The organism is Galbibacter sp. PAP.153, assembly GCF_037029175.1.
Taxonomy (GTDB): Bacteria; Bacteroidota; Bacteroidia; order Flavobacteriales; family Flavobacteriaceae; genus Galbibacter; species Galbibacter pacificus.
This window is the reverse complement of sequence record NZ_JAZEUN010000015.1, coordinates 14,966-37,051: the sequence shown is the minus strand read 5'-3', so window position 1 is coordinate 37,051 and position 22,086 is coordinate 14,966. Positions and strand designations below refer to the sequence as shown.

The window sequence follows — 22,086 nt, the reverse complement described above, 5'->3', positions numbered from 1 at the left end:
GTGATGAAAAGCGATTTTTAAACTTGAAACTTTGAATCTATAAGCCGGTGTAGCTCAGGGGTAGAGCGCTTCCTTGGTAAGGAAGAGGTCACGAGTTCAATTCTCGTCATTGGCTCTTGTTGCGTTTAAATTTGAACACTAATATATAACTAAGATTAAAATTATTAAATCATGGCAAAGGAAACTTTCGATCGTTCCAAACCACACTTAAATATAGGTACTATTGGACACGTAGATCACGGTAAAACTACTTTAACTGCTGCTATCACTAAAGTATTGGCAGATGCTGGTCTTTCTGATGCACGTTCATTCGATTCAATCGATAACGCTCCTGAAGAAAAAGAAAGAGGTATCACAATTAATACTTCTCACGTTGAGTATCAAACTGCAAATCGTCACTATGCCCACGTTGACTGTCCTGGTCACGCGGATTACGTAAAAAACATGGTTACAGGTGCTGCTCAAATGGATGGCGCTATTTTGGTAGTTGCTGCTACAGACGGACCTATGCCACAAACTCGTGAGCACATCTTATTAGGACGTCAGGTAGGTGTTCCAAGAATAGTTGTTTTCTTGAACAAAGTGGATATGGTTGATGATGAGGAGCTTTTAGAGCTTGTAGACATGGAAGTAAGAGAATTGTTGAGCTTCTATGAGTATGACGGGGATAACGGACCTGTAATTCCTGGTTCTGCACTTGGTGCTTTAAATGGTGAGCAAAAGTGGGTTGACTCAGTAATGAAATTGATGGAAGCTGTTGATGAGTGGATTGAATTGCCACAAAGAGACGTGGATAAAGATTTCTTGATGCCTATCGAGGATGTATTTACAATTACTGGTCGTGGAACAGTTGCTACTGGACGTATAGAGTCTGGAGTTGCTAAAACTGGTGAAGCTGTAGATATTATCGGTATGGGAGCAGAGAAATTGACTTCTACTATTACAGGGGTTGAAATGTTCCGTAAAATATTAGATAGAGGTGAAGCTGGAGATAACGTTGGTATCCTTTTAAGAGGTATCGAGAAAACCGACATCAAAAGAGGTATGGTTATCTGTAAGCCAGGTTCTGTAACTCCTCACGCTAAATTCAAAGCAGAGGTTTACGTTCTTAAAAAAGAAGAAGGTGGACGTCACACACCGTTCCATAACAACTACCGTCCTCAGTTCTACGTACGTACAACTGACGTAACAGGTACAATTACATTGCCTGATGGAGTTGAAATGGTTATGCCTGGTGATAACTTAACTATTACTGTTGAGTTGCTTCAGCCAATTGCCTTGAACAAAGGTCTGCGTTTTGCTATCCGTGAAGGTGGTAGAACAGTAGGTGCTGGTCAGGTAACTGAAATTTTAGACTAATTTCAATAAGCATACAAGTTTTAAGGTGTCCTGCTTTATAGTAGCAGGATGCCTTTAAACTTGAATAAACGGGTGTAGTTCAAGGGTAGAATAGCGGTCTCCAAAACCGTTGATGGGAGTTCGAATCTCTCCACCCGTGCGAAATAATAGGATTGGGTCAGAAGAGTTTTGAAAAAGAAAATTGGGATTCTCGGTCCATAATAAGATAGAGTAAAATGGTGAATTATATAAAAGAATCATTTCAAGAGTTAAGAGCGAATGTTACTTGGCCGTCATGGGCCGAGGGACAAAACCTGATGGTTGTGGTTGCTGTTTTCTCTATACTTTTTTCATTGGCAATATGGGGTATTGATACGGTTTTCGCTAAACTTATCAAGCTTTATTTTGGAATAATTACTAATTAATAATATTAAAGACGGGTATTGCAATGGCAGAAGCGTTGGCAAAACAATGGTATGTAGTAAGGGCTGTGAGTGGTCAAGAGAATAAAGTTAAAGGCTACATAGAGCAGGATATAGCGCGTCTTGGATATGAAGATTATGTAGATGAAGTATTGGTACCGACCGAAAAAGTGGTGCAGATACGCAATGGAAAGAAAATAAATAAAGAACGTGTTTATTTTCCCGGCTATGTAATGGTGAAGGCCAATTTGGGAGGAGAAATTGTACACGTTATCAAGTCTATAACTGGAGTTATTGGTTTTCTAGGTGAAGTTAAAGGGGGGGATCCCGTTCCATTGAGGAAATCTGAGGTAAACAGAATGCTTGGTAAAGTTGACGAATTATCCGTGAAGACAGATAATGTTGCTATACCTTATGTGTTAGGGGAAACCGTGAAAGTTATAGACGGTCCTTTTAACGGATTTAACGGAACTGTTGAAAAGATCAATGAAGAAAAGCGTAAACTTGAGGTAATGGTGAAGATTTTTGGAAGAAAAACACCATTGGAATTGAGTTATATGCAAGTAGAAAAGATATAATTGTTACACATTATATAGATTCGCCTAGCTTCCAAAAGATCAGGCGATTCAAATTTTAAAATTGAACATAAACAATGGCAAAAGAAGTTAGTAAAGTAGTTAAACTACAAGTTAGGGGAGGTGCTGCGAATCCGTCGCCACCGGTTGGACCCGCTCTAGGTGCTGCCGGCGTTAACATTATGGAGTTCTGTAAGCAATTTAATGCACGTACACAGGACAGACCGGGTAAGGTTTTACCAGTTGTTATCACCGTTTACAAAGACAAGTCGTTTGACTTTGTAATTAAGACACCGCCAGCGGCAGTTCAGCTATTGGAAGCGGCTAAGGTTAAAAAGGGTTCCGGAGAGCCAAACCGTAAAAAGGTGGCGAGCGTTACCTGGGATCAGGTAAAAGCTATCGCAGAAGACAAAATGCAAGATCTTAATGCATTTACTGTAGAATCGGCAATGAGCATGGTTGCAGGAACTGCAAGATCAATGGGATTAACGGTTTCAGGTGATAAGCCTTTTTAAATCTTAAAAGAATCTAGAAATGGCAAAATTAACAAAAAAGCAAAAAGAAGCTGTAGGTAAAATAGACAGGAACAAATTGTATTCTGTTGCAGAAGCTTCTCAATTAGTAAAAGATATCACTAACGTTAAGTTTGATGCATCTGTAGATTTAGCAGTGCGTTTAGGGGTAGACCCTCGTAAGGCAAATCAAATGGTAAGAGGGGTGGTAACACTTCCTCACGGTACCGGTAAAGATGTTAAGGTTTTAGCATTGGTTACCCCAGATAAAGAAGCAGAAGCCAAAGAGGCTGGGGCAGACTATGTAGGGTTAGATGAATACTTGCAAAAGATCAAGGACGGTTGGACAGATGTAGATGTAATCATCACGATGCCAAGCGTAATGGGTAAATTAGGCCCCCTAGGAAGAATCCTTGGACCTAGAGGCTTAATGCCAAACCCAAAAACAGGAACGGTTACCATGGATGTGGCCAAAGCTGTAGGTGAAGTTAAAGCTGGTAAAATCGACTTTAAAGTTGATAAAACAGGAATCGTTCACGCAGCAATTGGAAAAGCATCTTTTTCGGCAGATAAAATTGCTGGTAACGCAAACGAATTATTACAAACATTATTAAAACTGAAGCCAACTGCGGCTAAAGGAACATATATCAAAAGTATCTTTATTTCAAGTACTATGAGCCCAAGTGTTCCTGTAGATCCTAAGGCAGTTTAAGAGGCAGGTATAAATTTTTTAATCATGACTAGAGAAGAAAAGTTAACGGTAATAGAAGATTTAACTGCGCAGTTAGGAGATACTACAAATATCTATTTAGCAGATATTTCAGGATTGGACGCTCAAACAACCTCTAATTTGCGTAGAGCTTGTTTTAAAGCAAACATCAAACTCGCAGTTGTAAAAAACACATTGCTTGCAAAAGCAATGGAAGCTTCTGATAAAGATTTTGGGGAATTGCCCGGAGTGCTAAAAGGAAATACTTCTTTAATGCTTTCCGAAACAGGGAACGCCCCAGCTAAACTTATCAAGGACTTCCGTAAAAAATCTGAGAAACCTCTTTTAAAAGGTGCATTTATCGAAGAAGCTATCTTCATTGGAGATAACCAATTAGATGCATTGGTGAGCATTAAATCCAAAGAGGAAGTTATTGGAGATATCATTGGCTTGTTACAATCGCCTGCTAAGAACGTTATTAGCGGACTTAAATCAGGTGGTGGTAAATTGGCTGGTATCCTTAAAACGTTATCAGAAAAACAATAATAAGTACGCACTTAAAAACAATTATATTTTAAAAATTTATTAAAACGATAGAAAAATGGCAGATTTAAAAGATTTTGCAGAACAATTAGTTAATTTAACAGTTAAAGAAGTAAACGAATTAGCTGATATATTAAAAGAAGAATATGGTATCGAGCCTGCTGCTGCAGCTGTAGCTGTTGCTGGTGGAGTTGCTGCCGGAGGTGGTGAAGCTGCTGAGGAGAAATCAGAATTTGATGTAGTCCTTACAGCTGCCGGAGCGTCTAAATTGGCTGTTGTTAAATTGGTTAAAGAATTAACCGGTTTAGGACTTAAAGAAGCTAAAGAAATTGTAGACAGCGCTCCTAAAGCTATCAAAGAAGGAGTATCTAAAGATGAGGCCGAAGGTCTTAAAAAGTCTTTAGAAGAAGCTGGTGCTGAGGTAGAATTAAAGTAATTCAACCCTACAGCCCCGAGCTGTAAAATACGGTTTAGGTCCATCCCGAAATTTGCGGGTTGAGACCTAAACCCTTTTGCGTATATGAGTATATACGTTTTATCAATTTTCACTTTAATCAAAATATTGTCCATTGATGTTCACAAATCAGACTGAAAGAATTAATTTCGCCTCTGCAAAGAATACCCCGGAATATCCGGATTTCTTGGACATTCAGATTAAATCGTTCCAGGATTTCTTTCAACTGGAAACCAAATCTGAAGAAAGAGGTAACGAAGGTCTTTATAACACCTTCATGGAGAACTTCCCCATTACTGATACGCGTAATCAATTTGTACTTGAATTTTTAGACTACTTTATCGATCCTCCACGTTATTCTATCCAGGAATGTATAGAAAGAGGGTTAACATACAGCGTTCCGCTAAAAGCTAGGCTTAAACTTTATTGTACAGATCCAGAGCACGAAGATTTTGAAACCATAGTACAGGACGTGTATTTGGGTACCATCCCGTACATGACACCTAGTGGTACCTTTGTAATAAATGGCGCAGAACGCGTAGTCGTATCGCAATTGCACAGATCTCCAGGTGTATTCTTTGGTCAATCGTTCCATGCTAACGGAACAAAATTATACTCTGCCCGGGTTATTCCTTTTAAAGGATCTTGGATAGAATTTGCTACCGATATCAACAGCGTTATGTATGCTTATATCGATAGAAAGAAAAAATTACCTGTTACTACGCTTTTCCGTGCCATTGGATTCGAGCGCGATAAGGATATTCTAGAAATATTCGATCTAGCCGAAGAAGTTAAGGTTTCCAAAAGCGGACTTAAAAAAGTGTTGGGCAGGAAGTTGGCAGCACGTGTGCTAAAAACTTGGCATGAGGATTTTGTTGATGAGGATACAGGCGAGGTGGTTTCCATAGAACGTAACGAAATCATCCTGGATAGAGATACAATTCTAGAAAAAGAACATGTAGATGAAATACTGGAAACCGATGTTAAAACTATCTTGTTGCACAAAGAAGATAGCCAAACAGGAGACTATGCAATTATCTACAACACATTACAAAAAGATCCTACAAACTCTGAAAAAGAAGCTGTAGAGCACATATACCGTCAATTGCGTAATGCCGAACCGCCAGACGAAGAAACAGCAAGGGGCATTATAGACAAACTGTTCTTCTCGGACCAACGATACAACTTAGGTGAAGTTGGCCGTTATAGAATGAACAAGAAGTTAGGCTTGAATATCGACATGGATAAGCAAGTGTTAACAAAAGAAGATATTATTACAATTATTAAATATCTTATCGAGTTAATTAATTCCAAAGCAGAGATCGATGATATCGACCACTTGTCAAACCGTCGTGTTAGAACCGTTGGAGAACAATTGTCCTCTCAGTTTGGAGTAGGTCTTGCACGTATGGCAAGAACCATCCGCGAGCGTATGAACGTTCGTGACAACGAGGTGTTTACGCCAATCGATTTGATCAATGCCAAGACATTGTCATCGGTTATTAACTCGTTCTTTGGTACCAACCAGTTGTCTCAGTTTATGGATCAAACCAATCCATTGGCAGAGATTACGCACAAACGTCGTTTATCAGCATTAGGGCCTGGAGGTCTTTCCCGTGAAAGGGCCGGTTTCGAGGTGCGTGACGTTCACTATACTCACTACGGGCGTCTTTGTCCTATTGAAACGCCTGAAGGACCGAACATTGGTTTGATATCTTCATTGAGCGTGTTTGCAAAAGTGAACAGTATGGGCTTCATTGAAACACCATATAGAAAAGTAAACGAAGGTAAAGTAGACCTTTCCGAAATACTTTACTTAAGTGCCGAAGAAGAAGAAGAAAAGAAAATTGCACAGGCAAACATCCCTTTAAAAAACGATGGTACCATCGATACAGAAAAGGTAATTGCCCGTGAAGAAGGCGATTTCCCGGTAGTAGATCCGGTAGAAGTACACTATACAGATGTTGCTCCTAACCAAATTGCATCAATTTCTGCATCCTTAATTCCATTCTTGGAACACGATGATGCAAACCGTGCCCTGATGGGATCGAACATGATGCGCCAGGCAGTACCATTATTAAGACCGGAGTCTCCAATTGTGGGAACAGGTTTGGAACGTCAAGTAGCATCAGATTCAAGAGTATTGGTAAATGCTGAAGGAAATGGAGTTGTAGATTATGTAGATGCTTCAAAAATCGTTATTAAGTACGATAGAACAGAAAATGACAGATTGGTAAGTTTTGACGATGACTTTAAAACCTACGATCTCGTTAAATTCAGAAAAACAAACCAAGGTACTTCCATAAACTTGAAACCTATTGTTAAAAAAGGCGATAAAGTTGCCAAAGGACAAGTACTTTGTGAAGGGTATGCAACACAACAAGGGGAACTTGCTTTGGGTAGAAACCTACAAGTAGCGTTCATGCCTTGGAAAGGATATAACTTCGAGGATGCGATCGTAATTTCTGAGAAAGTAGTAAGGGAAGATATCTTTACTTCTATCCATATCGACGAATATTCACTTGAAGTTAGGGATACCAAACTTGGTGCCGAAGAATTGACAAACGACATACCAAATGTTTCTGAAGAGGCCACAAAAGACCTCGATGAAAACGGGATGATCCGTATTGGTGCCGAAGTAAAACCGGGCGATATTTTAATTGGTAAGATTACACCAAAAGGAGAATCAGATCCAACCCCGGAAGAAAAATTACTTCGTGCCATCTTTGGAGATAAAGCCGGTGACGTAAAAGATGCTTCATTAAAAGCTTCTCCGTCATTAAGTGGTGTTGTTATAGACAAGAAATTGTTCTCAAGGGCTATTAAAGATAAGCGCAAAAGAGCAAAAGATAAAGAAGATATCGCTAAGCTTGAATTGGAGTTTGAAACAAAATTCACACAGCTTAAAGATGTATTGGTAGAAAAATTGTTCTCGATTGTAAACGGGAAAACATCGCAAGGTGTATTTAACGATTTAGGCGAAGAAGTATTCCCTAAAGGAAAAAAATACACACAAAAGATGTTAAATGCAGTTGATGATTTTGCGCATTTGGTTAGCGGAACTTGGACAACTGATGATGAAACCAATGCATTGATAAACGATCTTCTTCACAATTATAAAATTAAACTGAACGACCTTCAAGGAGCGTTGCGAAGAGATAAATTTACCATTTCTGTGGGAGATGAACTGCCTGCCGGAATTATGAAGCTTGCCAAAGTTTATATCGCTAAAAAGCGTAAGCTTAAAGTAGGAGATAAAATGGCTGGACGTCACGGTAACAAAGGTATCGTTGCAAGAATAACACGTCAGGAGGACATGCCGTTCCTAGAAGATGGTACGCCGGTAGATATCGTGTTGAACCCACTTGGGGTACCTTCACGTATGAACATCGGGCAGATTTACGAGACCGTATTAGGATGGGCCGGTAAAAACCTTGGTAAGAAATTCGCAACACCAATCTTTGATGGTGCTTCCTTAGATCAAATCAACGAACTGACCGATGAGGCAGGAATCCCAAGATTTGGCCATACACACTTGTACGACGGTGGTACTGGAGAACGTTTCGACCAAGCAGCAACAGTAGGAGTTATCTATATGCTTAAGTTAGGGCATATGGTAGACGACAAAATGCACGCACGTTCTATTGGTCCATACTCATTAATTACACAACAGCCATTAGGTGGTAAAGCACAATTTGGTGGTCAGCGTTTTGGTGAGATGGAGGTTTGGGCACTTGAAGCATACGGAGCATCAAGTACACTAAGGGAAATCTTGACTGTAAAATCTGATGATGTTATCGGGAGAGCCAAAACTTACGAGTCTATCGTAAAAGGAGAGATGATGCCAGAACCAGGGTTGCCAGAATCATTCAATGTATTGATGCATGAATTAAAAGGCCTTGGATTAGATATCAGATTAGAAGAATAATAATTTTAGCATAGGCATTTGGTTTTACCGGGTGCCTTGGCTAAAAAGGTAATACTAAATTACACTTAATTCATTATCACCATATATTATGGCTAGAAATAATAAAGATAAGAATACAGTACAGAGATTTAACAAAATCTCAATTGGTTTGGCCTCTCCGGAATCTATTTTAGCAGAATCCAGAGGAGAAGTGCTTAAACCGGAAACCATTAACTACCGTACACACAAGCCTGAGCGTGACGGTCTTTTCTGCGAGCGTATTTTTGGTCCGGTAAAGGATTACGAATGTGCCTGCGGTAAATATAAAAGAATACGATATAAAGGGATTGTTTGCGACCGATGTGGGGTAGAAGTTACCGAGAAAAAAGTACGTCGCGACAGGGTAGGCCATATCAATTTGGTAGTGCCCGTAGCCCATATATGGTATTTCCGTTCTTTACCTAATAAAATTGGGTACCTTCTTGGATTACCATCTAAGAAGCTGGACATGATTATCTATTACGAGCGTTATGTTGTTATCCAGCCGGGTAACGCCAAAAATGCCGATGGGGATCCTGTTGAAAAAATGGATTTCTTAACGGAAGAAGAATACTTGAATATTCTAGAATCACTTCCTGCGGAAAATCAATACTTGGAAGATACAGACCCAAATAAGTTCATTGCTAAAATGGGCGCCGAATGTCTTATAGAATTACTCTCAAGAATCGACTTGAACGAGCTTTCTTATGAATTAAGGCACAAGGCAAACAACGAAACATCAAAACAACGTAAAACAGAGGCCTTAAAACGTCTTCAGGTTGTTGAGGCACTTCGTGAATCTCAAAAGAACAGAGAGAACAATCCGGAATGGATGATTATGAAAGTGGTTCCGGTTATTCCACCGGAATTACGTCCGTTAGTTCCATTGGACGGAGGACGTTTTGCAACTTCCGATTTAAATGATCTTTACCGACGTGTAATCATCAGGAACAACCGTTTAAAACGCTTGATGGAAATCAAGGCGCCAGAAGTTATCTTGCGTAACGAAAAACGTATGCTTCAAGAATCGGTTGATTCATTGTTCGATAACACACGTAAGTCTTCGGCCGTAAAAACAGAATCAAACAGACCGTTAAAGTCACTTTCAGATTCATTAAAAGGTAAGCAGGGGCGTTTCCGTCAAAACTTACTTGGTAAACGTGTGGACTATTCAGCACGTTCTGTAATTGTTGTTGGACCTGAAATGAAATTGTACGAATGCGGTCTTCCTAAAAACATGGCTGCCGAGCTTTACAAGCCTTTCGTAATTAGAAAACTAATTGAAAGAGGAATTGTAAAAACAGTTAAGTCGGCCAAGAAAATTATAGATAAAAGAGAGCCAGTTGTATGGGATATCCTAGAGAATGTTCTTAAAGGTCATCCGGTACTACTTAACCGTGCCCCCACGCTTCACCGTTTGGGTATCCAGGCATTCCAGCCTAAATTGATAGAGGGTAAAGCTATCCAGTTGCACCCATTAGTTTGTACGGCCTTCAACGCCGACTTCGATGGTGACCAAATGGCGGTACACTTACCTTTAGGGCCAGAAGCTATTTTAGAGGCACAAATGTTAATGTTGGCTTCTCATAACATACTAAACCCAGCAAACGGTTCGCCAATTACGGTACCTTCTCAAGACATGGTTCTTGGGCTGTACTACATGACCAAAGCAAGAAAATCTACTCCCGAACATAAAATTAAAGGAGAAGGGCTTACTTTCTATTCTGCCGATGAAGTTACAATTGCTTTCAACGAGAAGAAAGTTGACTTAAATGCTACGGTAAAAGTCCGTGCCAAGGACTTTAATGAAAATGGCGAATTAACAATGCAGATTATAGAAACTACTGTTGGTAGAATTTTGTTCAACCAAGTAGTTCCAGAAAAAGCCGGTTATATTAACGAGGTATTGACCAAAAAATCGCTTCGTGATATTATTGGTAATATTTTAAAAGCTACCGATGTACCAACCACTGCCGAATTCTTGGACAAGATTAAGAGCATGGGGTACAACTTTGCATTTAAAGGAGGTCTTTCTTTCAGTTTAGGAGATATTATCATACCTGAAGAAAAACACCCAATGATTGCAGATGCAAACGAGCAGGTAGAAGGGATTATGATGAACTATAACATGGGATTGATTACCAATAACGAACGTTATAATCAGGTAATTGATGTTTGGACATCTACCAACGCCATGTTGACCGAGCTTGCAATGAAACGTATCCGTGAAGACAACCAAGGGTTTAACTCGGTGTTCATGATGCTTGATTCTGGAGCAAGGGGATCCAAAGAACAGATCCGCCAGCTTACAGGTATGCGTGGATTAATGGCGAAACCTAAAAAATCGACAGCCGGAGGTGGTGAAATTATCGAGAACCCGATTCTTTCAAACTTTAAGGAAGGATTGTCAATTCTTGAATACTTTATCTCTACGCACGGTGCACGTAAAGGATTGGCAGATACCGCGTTAAAAACGGCCGATGCCGGTTACTTAACACGTCGTTTGGTAGACGTTTCGCAAGATGTTATTGTAAATACCGAAGACTGTGGAACACTTCGCGGAGTAGAAGTAGAAGCGTTAAAGAAAAACGACGAGGTTGTAGAATCTTTAGGTGAAAGAATCTTAGGACGTGTTTCTTTACACGATGTATACGATCCGCTTACAGAAGAATTGTTGGTAGGGGCAGGTGAAGAAGTTTCAGAAGAAATCGTTAAGAAAATAGAAGCATCTCCTGTAGAAAGAATGGAAGTACGTTCGCCACTTACTTGTGAAGCAAAACAGGGTATTTGTGCAAAATGTTACGGCCGTAACCTAGCTACCGGAAAAATGGTTCAACGTGGAGAAGCCGTTGGTGTTGTGGCTGCCCAATCTATTGGGGAACCAGGTACACAGCTTACATTGCGTACCTTCCACGTAGGGGGTATTGCCGGAAACATTTCAGAAGAAAATAAAATCATTACCAAGTTTAAGAGTAAGATTGAAATAGAAGATCTTAAAACTGTAAAAGGAACAGATGCTGATGGAAAAGAAGTTGATATTGTAATTTCCAGAACAGCAGAAGTTAAATTTATAGATGAGAAAACGGGTATTATATTGGCTACCAATAATGTTCCTTACGGTTCGCAAATCTTTGTTAAAGAAGGGCAGACTTTAAGCAAAGGAGATGTGGTATGTCAGTGGGATCCGTACAATGCCGTAATTATTTCAGAATTCTCTGGAAAAATTGCTTACGAGAACATCGAGCAAGGTGTAACGTACCAAGTTGAGATTGACGAACAGACCGGATTCCAGGAAAAGGTAATTTCTGAATCTAGAAACAAAAAGCTAATCCCAACCTTACTTATTAAAGATAAAAAAGGGGAAACGCTACGTTCGTACAACCTGCCTGTAGGTGCACACATTATGGTCGATAACGATGAAAAGATAGAAGAAGGTAAGATTCTTGTAAAAATACCAAGAAGGTCATCAAAAGCCGGGGATATTACAGGGGGTCTTCCAAGAGTTACCGAGCTTTTTGAAGCGCGTAACCCTTCAAATCCAGCCGTTGTTACAGAAATAGACGGTGTAGTTTCATTTGGAAAAATAAAAAGAGGTAACCGTGAAATTATAGTGGAGTCTAAATTGGGCGATATTAAAAAGTATTTGGTAAAATTATCCAATCAGATACTTGTTCAGGAGAACGATTACGTCCGTGCCGGAATGCCACTTTCTGATGGATCGATTACTCCAGAAGATATTTTAAGGATTAAAGGACCTTCTGCAGTTCAGCAATACCTAGTGAACGAAGTACAGGAAGTATATCGTTTACAAGGGGTGAAAATTAACGATAAGCACTTTGAGGTTGTAGTACGTCAAATGATGCGTAAAGTTAATATTCAGGATTCTGGAGATACTACGTTCTTAGAGCAACAACTAGTTCATAAAGATGATTTCATTGAAGAAAATGATAGGATCTTTGGAATGAAAGTTATCGAAGATGCGGGAGATTCAGATACCTTGAGAGCTGGACAGATTATTTCTCCACGTGAATTAAGGGATGAAAACTCAATCTTAAGAAGAGCCGATAAGCAATTGGTAGTGGCCAGGGACGCTGTTCCTGCGGTTGCAACGCCAATATTGCAAGGTATTACCAGGGCATCGTTACAAACTAAGTCGTTTATATCGGCTGCATCGTTCCAGGAAACTACAAAAGTCCTTAACGAAGCTGCGGTAAGCGGTAAGGTAGATGACCTTGAAGGATTGAAAGAGAATGTAATTGTTGGACATAAAATCCCGGCAGGTACCGGAATGAGAGACTACGATAATATTATTGTAGGCTCTAAAGAAGAGTACAACGAGATTATGGCCAGTAAACAACAGCACGTTAATTTTTAAGTTTATAGCTTAATTTATAATATAGAAACCCCAAAGGATGACAAATCCTTTGGGGTTTTCTTTTTTTATATGTTATTTTTACAAGAGCAAAAAAAGGTTGGCAAAATGTATTGCAACTTAAAAAACGCTCCCACAATAATTGGTTACAACTTTACAAACTTTTAAACAAATACAATGAGCGATCAGAACGAACAAAAGAAAAATCAAATCAATATAGAAATAGACGATGCCACTGCCGAAGGAACCTACGCCAACTTGGCAATTATCAATCATTCGGTATCAGAATTTGTAGTGGATTTTATAAGTATCATGCCGGGAAGACCCAAAGCAAAGGTTAAGAGCAGGATTATATTGACACCACAGCATGCCAAACGCTTTTTAAAGGCATTGAACGACAATGTGCACAGGTTTGAACAGGCCCATGGAGAAATCAAGGATTACGAGCAACCGCCGATTCCATTAAATTTTGGTCCAACAGGCGAGGCATAACTTATATAAGTTGGGCTGGTCCCTGCCCGAAAGACCTCGTTCGATCGGGCTGTAGGATACTTATTTATAAATAAAGTAAAGAGACCTAAAATTTTAATAAACTCAGGAAGACAGCGCTTCTTTAGGTATTATTTAGCTTAATTGGTTAATATTGAGTTTAATATAGTTGAAGGGTTGGCACGGGTATCGTTTTCCACATCTTCCACAATGCTAAATAAGCCATCTGTTAGTTGTTTTGTAATAGCATCGTTTAAAAGTTCTGTAGTATTTGTAGCTGTGCCATTTCCTAAAACAGTACCTAAAATAGCATTAAGGGAGCTGTTGTTACTGCCCAAAGCGTTAGAGAGTAATGAGTTAATCCCAAGGCTTTCGGTCTGTTTGTTTACTACTGGGCCAATGGCTGTTGTAAGGTCGTTATATGTTTTACCTTTTAAATATTGGGTAGCAGCACCTTTTCCGCCAGAAATAATATTGATGGCATCCTGAGCGGTCATTTCATTAATGGCTTTTGTAACAATTGGGCGGACAGTATTTATGGAAGCATTGGCAATATCGCTAATCAATGCCTGTTCTTTTTCTACAACTTGAGAAAGTCCCAAAGATTCCAATTTACTGTTGATGTCCTTTAACTTTTGTGGCATGGCGGCATCGATAAGCGCATTGGTCATAAATTTATTTTGATCGCCAAAAACATCAAAAGCAGATTGTGTGCCGTTTTTTAAAACAGACTGAACAGTATTCAACATTACATTACTGTTTTGAGTACCGCTTCCGGCAGTGCTCATGGATGTACAACCGTAAAAATTTAGTAAACCGGCCATTAATAAAACTGGGATGAGAGAAATTTTTTTCATGCTTTTTCTTTTTGTCAATCGTAAAAATACACCCTTTTTAGAATATAAGCTGAAAATTTAAAAAGAAAAGGCGAATATTTACGCTCTTTTTTCCAGTTCGATAATTTCCAGGTCTTTTATGTTTTCACCATCAATAACAAACCGGAGCATTGTTCTTACTTTATGAAAACCGTACTTTCCGGCCGCTCCGGGGTTCATATGCAGAAGGTTTAACTTTTTATCCCATATGACTTTTAAAATATGAGAATGCCCACTTATGAACAATTTTGGCGGGTTGTTTTGTATAGCTTTGCGAATTCTCCTGTCGTACCTGTTTGGGTAACCCCCAATATGGGTAATCCATACATCTACATTTTCACACATAAACCTGTTGTTTTCTGGAAATTCGGCTCTTATTACATCATCATCAATATTACCAAAAACACCTTTTAAGGGTTTTAGTTTTTTTATGGTGTCGGTAACCTTTTGGTCCCCAATATCCCCGGCATGCCAAACTTCGTCCGCCTGCTTGACATATTTTAATATTTGGTTGTTAATAAAACTGTGCGTGTCTGATAGCAATAGTATTTTTTGCATAAAATAGGTTGAAGGTTCTTAAAAATAAATTGAATATCCGTAATTAATCAAAATGATTCTGCTTCTGGCATTAAGCATCATGGTATGACCAATAGCGGACAATCAGAAAATAAAAATGGGAATGTTTAATTTAATACATTGTTTTTTATTATTAAATTTTTAACCTTTTCCCTTTAACTTCTTGCTTTAAAATATTGGTATCTTTGTACCTTGTTGCAAAAATAACATTTTGGTTTGAGATATTTTTTAGAGCTATCATACAATGGTAAGCACTATCACGGTTGGCAAAATCAACCCAATGCCATTTCGGTTCAGGAAGTATTGGAAAAAGCACTTTCTACACTTTTACGTGCCGAAATTCAAATTTTAGGAGCGGGAAGAACAGACTCGGGAGTACATGCCAAGCAAATGTACGCCCATTTTGATATGGAAATCATGATAGACAAAAATGAGCTGATTTATAAGTTGAACAGCTTTTTGCCGACCGATATAGCCATTCACGACATAAAAATAGTAAACAGCGATGCACATGCCAGATTTGATGCCGAACAACGCAGTTACGAATATTGGATAGTGCAGCAAAAAGATCCATTTTATACTGATTTTGCATATTATTTAAAAGCCAATTTGAATGTCGATAAAATGAACGAAGCGGCGACCGAATTATTAAAACATAAAGATTTTCAGTGTTTTTCTAAATCCAACACAGATGTAAAAACCTATATTTGTGATGTTAAAAAAGCAGTTTGGGTACAGGAAAAAAATAAGTTAGTTTTTTATATTTCCGCCGACAGATTTTTAAGGAATATGGTGCGTGCAATAGTTGGTACGTTGATAAATGTAGGAATGGGGAAATCTTCTGTTGAAGACGTTAAAAAAATAATTGAAAGTAAAAATAGGAGCAATGCGGGGGTATCGGTTCCGGCACACGGATTGTATTTAACCGAAGTTCTATACCCCGATGCTATATATAAAAATATAAATGAGTAAAGATACAACAGGAAATACCTTTGATGTGGGGTTGTTTAGGCGGTTAATGCGCTATACAAAACCATACAGGCTTACTTTTTTGGGAGTTGCGCTTGCAGCAATAATGCTTTCTGTATTTTCATCGGTACGGCCCATATTACTAAAATATACCGTAGATGATTATATTTTAAACAAAGATGCGCACGGATTGCTCATGTTCGTTGTTTATATGACCGCGGTTTTGTTCCTGGAAGTCATTAGCCAGCTTTCCTTTATTTATTATGCCAACTGGCTAGGGCAATCTGTTATTGAAGACATCCGGGTAAAGCTGTTTAAGCACATGCTCCGTTTCAGGATGAAGTATTTTGATAATTCTTCCGTTGGTATTTTGGTAACCAGGGCGGTGAGCGATATCGAACGTATAGCGGCCATTTTTAGCGATGGTCTGTTCATGATCGTGAGCGATTTGCTTAAAATGATTGTGGTGGCCGGAGTAATGATTTATTTCGACTGGCAATTATCGTTAATCGTTTTTGCAATCTTACCGTTAATGTTATACGCCACCAGATTGTTTCAAAAGGCAATGAAAAAAGCCTTTATTGAAGTGCGCAAAGAAGTATCGAACCTTAATTCTTTTGTTCAGGAACGGTTAACCGGAATGAAAATCGTACAGCTTTTTGTTCGTGAAAAAGAAGAATACAATCAGTTTAAAGTAATTAACAACAAGCATAAAAAAGCGTGGATAAATACGGTTTGGTACAACTCCATTTTTATAGCGGTCGTAGAATTAATGTCGGCCGTTACCACCGGACTTATTGTTTGGTACGGAGGATTAAGAGCTGTTACAGACGGTGCGGAAGACTTGGGTAATATTTTTATGTTTATCATGCTTTCGTCCATGATTTTTAGGCCTTTACGTCAAATAGCCGACAAGTTTAATACGCTGCAAATGGGGATGGTTGCCGCCAATCGTGTTTTTGATATTTTGGATACAGATAGTAGAATTGACAACGATGGGACGGTTATTGCGAAAAACCTTAAAGGCGACATCGTTTTTAAAGATGTCCGTTTTGGATATTTAGAAGATGAAGAAGTTTTGCATGGAATTTCTTTTGAAGCAAAACCGGGAGAAACCATTGCCATTGTAGGCGCTACGGGAGCCGGAAAATCGACCATTATAAACTTGTTAAACCGTTTTTACGATATCAATTCGGGGGCAATTTTAGCCGATGGAGTTAATATTAACAATTTTACATTAGAATCGCTACGCTCTCAAATAGCGGTTGTATTGCAGGATGTTTTCCTTTTTGCCGATACTATTTTGAACAACATTACCTTAAACGATCCTTCTATCAAGGAAGAAGGCGTAATACAAGCGGCCAAAGATATTGGCATTCATAAATTTATAAAAAGTTTGCCCGGTGGTTACCATTACAACGTAAAAGAAAGAGGAAGTATGCTTTCCAGCGGACAGCGACAACTTATAGCCTTTTTACGTGCCTATGTAAGCGATCCCAGTATTTTGGTGCTCGATGAGGCCACATCGTCGGTAGATACGCATTCCGAAATCTTGATTCAAAAAGCAACCGATAAAATTACCAAAGGAAGAACGTCTATTGTAATTGCGCACAGACTTGCAACCATAAAAAAAGCAAACAGGATTTTGGTAATGGAAGCCGGAAAAATAGTAGAATCTGGCACACATACCGAGTTGCTTAAAAAAGCAGATGGATATTACCGAAATTTATACGAAGTACAGTTTATGGCCGAAGAAGCTGTTTAAAGTATGCTATGTAAACCAACCCTTTCTGTGCTAGCCCTAGATTGAAAGCGATTCTATATTTCTGCTTCTTTAAATGTTAGGATAAATCCTTGATAATCATGTTTTTTAAATCAGAAAGTTCATTGTAAAGTACAAATTCCCCATTTTTCATATAAGAAATCTGACCGTTTTCTTCGCTTACCACCAATGCAACGGCATCTGTTTTTTCGGTTACCCCAATAGCGGCCCGGTGTCGAAGCCCGAAACGGAGCGGAATGGTACGCTCGTTAGACACAGGAAGAATGGCGCGCGTGGCAACAATTTTATTGCCTTCTATAATAACCGCACCATCGTGAAGCGTGCTATTTTTGTAAAAGATACTCTCTATAATTGGCTGGTTTATTTCAATGTTCATGGTATCTCCCGTATGCTTTACAAAATCAAGAGAGGTGTTCCTTTCTATAACAATGAGGGCACCGGTATGTATAATGCTCATTTTTTCGCAGGCCGCAAGTATGGCATCTATGTTGGTGTCTATGCCAATCCCGTCATGCTTTAAAAAGTTAAAATGCTTTAAAAAACCTTTTTTGCTGGTAAAATTGGTAGACCCCACCATAAGGAGGAACTTCCTGATTTCTTGTTGGAAAACTACTAAAAGTGCAAAGAACCCAGCCCCAATAAATTTTCCAAATATATTGCTTAGAATGCGCATGTTAAGCGCCTCTGTAAGTAAGTAAATTACATAGATAACTACAATCCCTATGAAAATATTAATGGCAACGGTCCCTTTTACCAGTTTGTACAAGTAGTAAAACAAGAATGCCACTAAAAAGATATCGATGATATCTACTATTTTTAATTCAACAAAATCAAATAATTCCAAGACGTATTGGTTTTATGTAAAAATATAAAATTTAGTTTAGCTTAAAATATAAACCTGAGTTCGATTATTATAACAAAGCCAAAATTAATAAAAGTATTTGGTTGCAAGGCAGGTTTTCTAAGGGATAGCGAGCTATCTCGTGAAAAGCTAACGTAGGAAACAGGTGCTTTTATTAAAAAATTAAGCCTTAATCATCTCTATTCAGCAATCTGCTTCGGTTTTTTCTGACACAATATCCCATATTGCCTTCAAAAAGGCCTTGTACCTCACTATCTATATGCGTTTTTGACAAAGTTAGAATAATCCAACTCAGGTTATAATATTGCATGAGGATTAAATATCCTTTCGGTTTTTTGTTATCATTTCATGTATTTTTATACATTCCATGGCTTCTTTTACATCGTGCACCCTTACTATGTGTGCTCCTTTGCCAAGTGCTATGGTATGGAGGCTCGTGGTGGCATTAAGGGCATTTTCGGGATTGGTATTTAAGAGTTTGTATAGCATTGATTTTCGGCTTATTCCCACCAGTACGGGTAGGTTGATAATGTGCAATAAGTCTAGTTTTGCCATGAGCTCGTAATTTTGGTCCAATGTTTTGGCAAACCCAAAGCCCGGGTCTATAATAATATCATTTATCTTATGTGCCCTGGCCTCGGCAATTCTTTCAGAAAAAAAGTAAATCAGTTCGCGCATAAAATTATGGTAAAGGGCATTTTCCTGCATGTTTTTCGGGTTTCCCTTCATATGCATTAAAATATATGGCACATTAAGCTTGCCAACCGTTGAGAGCATATCGGCATCTAAGGTCCCGCCAGAGATATCGTTTACCATACAGGCACCGGCCTCAATGTTCTCTTTGGCAACCTTGGCCCTAAAAGTATCTATGGATATAAGCGTGTTTGGAAAATTTTTTACTATTAGCTCCACAGTTGCAACACTCCGACTTAGTTCTTCATCAACAGAAATTTCATCGGCGCCGGGACGGGAGCTGTAGGCTCCAAGATCTATAAAGGTAGCACCTTCCCCAAGCATGTTTTCCACGCGGTGGAGTATGTTGGTATCTTTGGTGTATTTTCCACCATCGTAAAAAGAGTCGGGGGTAATATTGAGGATTCCCATTATTTTTGGACTGGAAAGGTCTACAGGGGCACCATTGCAATTAATAGTCATTTTATATAGCTATTTTATGTTCAAGAAAATTTTTACGGTCGTTAAAAGTAATTAAAAGGTAAAGTTTATATGGCTAACTTTGAACTTTTAAAAATTTTAAGCGAAATTTACGCAAAATACTATCAAACTTATGCAAAATACATCAAAACAATACGATGAGGCGATTGCCGTTTGTCGTGAATTGTTTGAAAAAAAGATGAAAGACTACGGTAGTGCGTGGCGCATTTTAAGGCTTCCGTCGTTAACAGACCAAATATTTATAAAAGCACAGCGCATACGGTCATTGCAGGAAAAGGAAGTGCGAAAAGTAGATGAAGGCGAAATATCCGAGTTTATAGGGATTATCAATTATTCCATCATGGCGTTGGTGCAAATAGAAAAAGGTGTGGCAAAATATGCAGATCTTTCTGCTGAAGATGCCTTGGCCATGTATGACAAAAAAGCAGGGCAGACCAAAACTTTAATGGAAAACAAAAATCACGATTATGGCGAAGCTTGGCGTGATATGCGTGTAAGCTCGCTTACAGATTTAATACTTCAAAAAATATTGCGTGTTAAACAAATTGAAGACAACAAAGGCAAAACCATTGTGAGCGAGGGGATTGATGCCAATTATCAAGATATGATTAATTACTCGGTATTTGCCATGATTCACTTAAATGAAAAATAAAAAGAATGGGTAAAATATTGGTTTCAATAGCAAGAATCTTGGTGGGTTTATTATTTATCATCAGCGGATTAATAAAATTAAACGATCCGGTAGGTTTCTCTTTTAAGCTAGAAGAGTATTTTAGCCCGGGCGTATTAAACCTAGATTTCTTAACACCCTACGCATTGGCCATAGCCATTGTAATTGTTGTGTTTGAAACCTTACTCGGCGTAATGCTTTTATTGGGTTTTAAACCTAAATTTACTACATGGAGTTTGCTGTTAATGATTCTCTTTTTTACATTTTTAACATTTTATTCGGCCTATTATAACAAGGTTACCGATTGTGGGTGTTTTGGAGATGCCATAAAATTAACACCTTGGCAATCTTTCTCAAAAGATATTGTTTTACTATTTTTTATTTTAATTCTTTTCTTCGGAAGGAAACACATATCAACGGTTAAATTTGCAAAATCCGGAACATTTATAGCCTTGGCATTGTGTATTATATATGTTTATTATGTATATAACCATTTGCCGGTAATAGATTTCCGCCCATATAAAATAGGGGCAAATATTATGGAGGGGATACAAATTCCCGAAAATGCCCCAAAGGCCATATACGAATATGCATGGAAATTTAAGGTAAATGGTGAAGAAAAAGTGATAACTACCAATGGCGATTATCCAACGGTAGATGGCGAATTTATTGATGTAAAGACTACCGAGATCCAAAAAGGTTACGAACCGCCCATTCACGATTTTACCATGGAAATTGATGGCGAAGACCATACCGAAGAAATCATGGATCTAAACCATGTATTGGTAATAGTTTCCAGGGTAATCAACGAAGCCGATGAAAAAGGATTACAGGCAATAAAAAAAGTAGCAGAAAAAGCAAAAGAGAAAGGATATAGGGTAATAGGCCTATCGGCTTCAAATCCAGAACAAATAGCTCTCGTAAAAGAAAATTATGGGTTGGATTTCGACTTTTATTTTTGCGACTTAACCACCGTAAAGACCATTATACGCTCCAATCCGGCGCTTTTAGAACTTCAAAAAGGAACCATAACCCAGAAATTACATTATAACGATGCCGATGAATTTGTGTTTAGTAAGGATGTAGTTAAGCAACCTGAAATTAATACAGCATTAAAAAAACAACTAGACAGTATATACAGACTGGATCAAGGGATAAGAGAAATTTATTACGCAGAAAGCAAAGCAAAAAAAGATTCCATAGCAAAAGAAGTTGGAATAGAGGTTCAGGAGGAGGTAAATGATTACATGGATAAAATATGGCCAGTAATTGACTCTACAAATATGGTTGCAGTTGACAAAATTATTGACCAATATGGATATCCCGGAAAATCATTGGTTGGAGAACCAACCGATAAAATAGCATGGTTTGTAATTCAACATTCTCCAAAGATTGAAGAATATTTGCCTATGCTTCGAAAAGAAGCAGAAAAAGGGGAATTACCAAAACGTTTAATGCCATTAATGGAAGACCGTTATTTAATGCGACAAGGGAAGATGCAGATATATGGAACACAAGGCTCTTATATAAATACAGCCGAAGAAAGGATACCCATTATTTGGCCAATTAAGGATCCAGAAAATGTTAATACAAGAAGAAAGGAGGCTGGGTTGGACACAACCGTTGAAGAATATGGCAAAAATCTTTTTGGAGATGATTTTGAATATGAAGTTTTAACTTTGGAAGAGATGAAAAAAATGGAAGAGTAAATAAAATAACACTTTCAACTTTAATTGTAAGAAGATGTTAAGTATATAGCGATGCTGTTACTTAATTAATATTTTTGTATAAACTAAAACAAACACCAATAGTATAATA

Annotated in this window: 18 protein-coding genes and 2 tRNA genes; 16 read left to right on the top strand and 4 right to left on the bottom strand. The window is 38.4% G+C overall.

Features of this window, described 5'->3' with window-relative positions:
• The first annotated feature begins 43 nt into the window (after positions 1-43).
• The 12 genes from UXI14_RS10990 (at position 44) to UXI14_RS10935 (ending at position 13,363) form a co-directional block, all read left to right on the top strand.
• A tRNA-Thr gene (locus UXI14_RS10990) sits at positions 44-115 on the top strand.
• Between the two features lie 56 nt (positions 116-171).
• A complete protein-coding gene (gene tuf / locus UXI14_RS10985) occupies positions 172-1,359 on the top strand; it encodes an elongation factor Tu (RefSeq protein WP_277900960.1) in 1,188 nt (395 codons plus the stop codon).
• A gap of 68 nt (positions 1,360-1,427) precedes the next feature.
• Positions 1,428-1,498: transfer RNA gene (locus UXI14_RS10980), tRNA-Trp, on the top strand.
• Positions 1,499-1,574: 76 nt separating this feature from the next.
• On the top strand, positions 1,575-1,763 hold the full coding sequence (gene secE / locus UXI14_RS10975; protein WP_277900961.1) for a preprotein translocase subunit SecE: 189 nt from the start codon (positions 1,575-1,577) through the stop codon (positions 1,761-1,763).
• A 23-nt stretch (positions 1,764-1,786) separates the two neighbouring features.
• Positions 1,787-2,338 (top strand): transcription termination/antitermination protein NusG, encoded by a 552-nt coding sequence (nusG, locus tag UXI14_RS10970; protein WP_277900962.1) that lies wholly within the window; start codon positions 1,787-1,789, stop codon positions 2,336-2,338.
• 74 nt (positions 2,339-2,412) lie between these two features.
• A complete protein-coding gene (rplK, locus tag UXI14_RS10965; RefSeq protein WP_277900963.1) occupies positions 2,413-2,850 on the top strand; it encodes a 50S ribosomal protein L11 in 438 nt (145 codons plus the stop codon).
• A 19-nt stretch (positions 2,851-2,869) separates the two neighbouring features.
• Positions 2,870-3,559, top strand: coding sequence for a 50S ribosomal protein L1 (gene rplA / locus UXI14_RS10960; protein ID WP_277900964.1), 690 nt, complete (start codon positions 2,870-2,872; stop codon positions 3,557-3,559).
• 24 nt (positions 3,560-3,583) lie between these two features.
• Entirely contained in the window at positions 3,584-4,102 is a 519-nt protein-coding gene (gene rplJ / locus UXI14_RS10955; protein WP_277900965.1) for a 50S ribosomal protein L10, read from the top strand.
• 55 nt (positions 4,103-4,157) lie between these two features.
• Positions 4,158-4,535 carry a 50S ribosomal protein L7/L12 gene (rplL, locus tag UXI14_RS10950; protein WP_335966174.1) on the top strand — a complete coding sequence of 126 codons (378 nt, stop codon included), beginning with the start codon at positions 4,158-4,160 and terminating at the stop codon, positions 4,533-4,535.
• Positions 4,536-4,671: 136 nt separating this feature from the next.
• Entirely contained in the window at positions 4,672-8,481 is a 3,810-nt protein-coding gene (rpoB, locus tag UXI14_RS10945) for a DNA-directed RNA polymerase subunit beta (RefSeq protein ID WP_335966172.1), read from the top strand.
• Positions 8,482-8,569: 88 nt separating this feature from the next.
• Positions 8,570-12,874, top strand: coding sequence for a DNA-directed RNA polymerase subunit beta' (rpoC, locus tag UXI14_RS10940; RefSeq protein ID WP_335966171.1), 4,305 nt, complete (start codon positions 8,570-8,572; stop codon positions 12,872-12,874).
• A gap of 174 nt (positions 12,875-13,048) precedes the next feature.
• Positions 13,049-13,363, top strand: a complete 315-nt coding sequence (locus tag UXI14_RS10935; protein WP_277900969.1) for a DUF3467 domain-containing protein — start codon at positions 13,049-13,051, stop codon at positions 13,361-13,363.
• Positions 13,364-13,500: 137 nt separating this feature from the next.
• Here the strand turns inward: UXI14_RS10935 and UXI14_RS10930 are convergent, their stop codons facing one another.
• Entirely contained in the window at positions 13,501-14,217 is a 717-nt protein-coding gene (locus UXI14_RS10930; RefSeq protein WP_335966170.1) for a DUF4197 family protein, read from the bottom strand.
• Between the two features lie 78 nt (positions 14,218-14,295).
• Positions 14,296-14,793, bottom strand: a complete 498-nt coding sequence (locus UXI14_RS10925) for a metallophosphoesterase family protein (RefSeq protein WP_335966169.1) — start codon at positions 14,791-14,793, stop codon at positions 14,296-14,298.
• A gap of 234 nt (positions 14,794-15,027) precedes the next feature.
• Here UXI14_RS10925 and truA point away from each other — a divergent pair, with 234 nt between their 5' ends.
• Both truA and UXI14_RS10915 read left to right on the top strand, forming a co-directional pair.
• On the top strand, positions 15,028-15,783 hold the full coding sequence (gene truA, locus UXI14_RS10920) for a tRNA pseudouridine(38-40) synthase TruA (protein ID WP_335966168.1): 756 nt from the start codon (positions 15,028-15,030) through the stop codon (positions 15,781-15,783).
• Positions 15,776-17,545 carry an ABC transporter ATP-binding protein gene (locus UXI14_RS10915; RefSeq protein WP_335966167.1) on the top strand — a complete coding sequence of 590 codons (1,770 nt, stop codon included), beginning with the start codon at positions 15,776-15,778 and terminating at the stop codon, positions 17,543-17,545. The genes truA and UXI14_RS10915 overlap by 8 nt, the downstream gene beginning before the upstream one ends.
• 76 nt (positions 17,546-17,621) lie before the next feature.
• Here UXI14_RS10915 and cdaA read toward each other — a convergent pair whose 3' ends face one another.
• Positions 17,622-18,407 carry a diadenylate cyclase CdaA gene (gene cdaA, locus UXI14_RS10910; RefSeq protein WP_277900975.1) on the bottom strand — a complete coding sequence of 262 codons (786 nt, stop codon included), beginning with the start codon at positions 18,405-18,407 and terminating at the stop codon, positions 17,622-17,624.
• A 333-nt stretch (positions 18,408-18,740) separates the two neighbouring features.
• Positions 18,741-19,580, bottom strand: coding sequence for a dihydropteroate synthase (folP, locus tag UXI14_RS10905; protein ID WP_335966166.1), 840 nt, complete (start codon positions 19,578-19,580; stop codon positions 18,741-18,743).
• 130 nt (positions 19,581-19,710) lie between these two features.
• Between folP and UXI14_RS10900 the strand changes: the two genes are divergently transcribed.
• Both UXI14_RS10900 and UXI14_RS10895 read left to right on the top strand, forming a co-directional pair.
• A complete protein-coding gene (locus UXI14_RS10900) occupies positions 19,711-20,250 on the top strand; it encodes a DUF1599 domain-containing protein (protein ID WP_277900977.1) in 540 nt (179 codons plus the stop codon).
• A gap of 5 nt (positions 20,251-20,255) precedes the next feature.
• The gene (locus UXI14_RS10895) at positions 20,256-21,977 is read left to right on the top strand and encodes a BT_3928 family protein (RefSeq protein WP_335966165.1); all 1,722 of its coding nucleotides are present in this window, start codon (positions 20,256-20,258) and stop codon (positions 21,975-21,977) included.
• Positions 21,978-22,086: the final 109 nt, after the last annotated feature.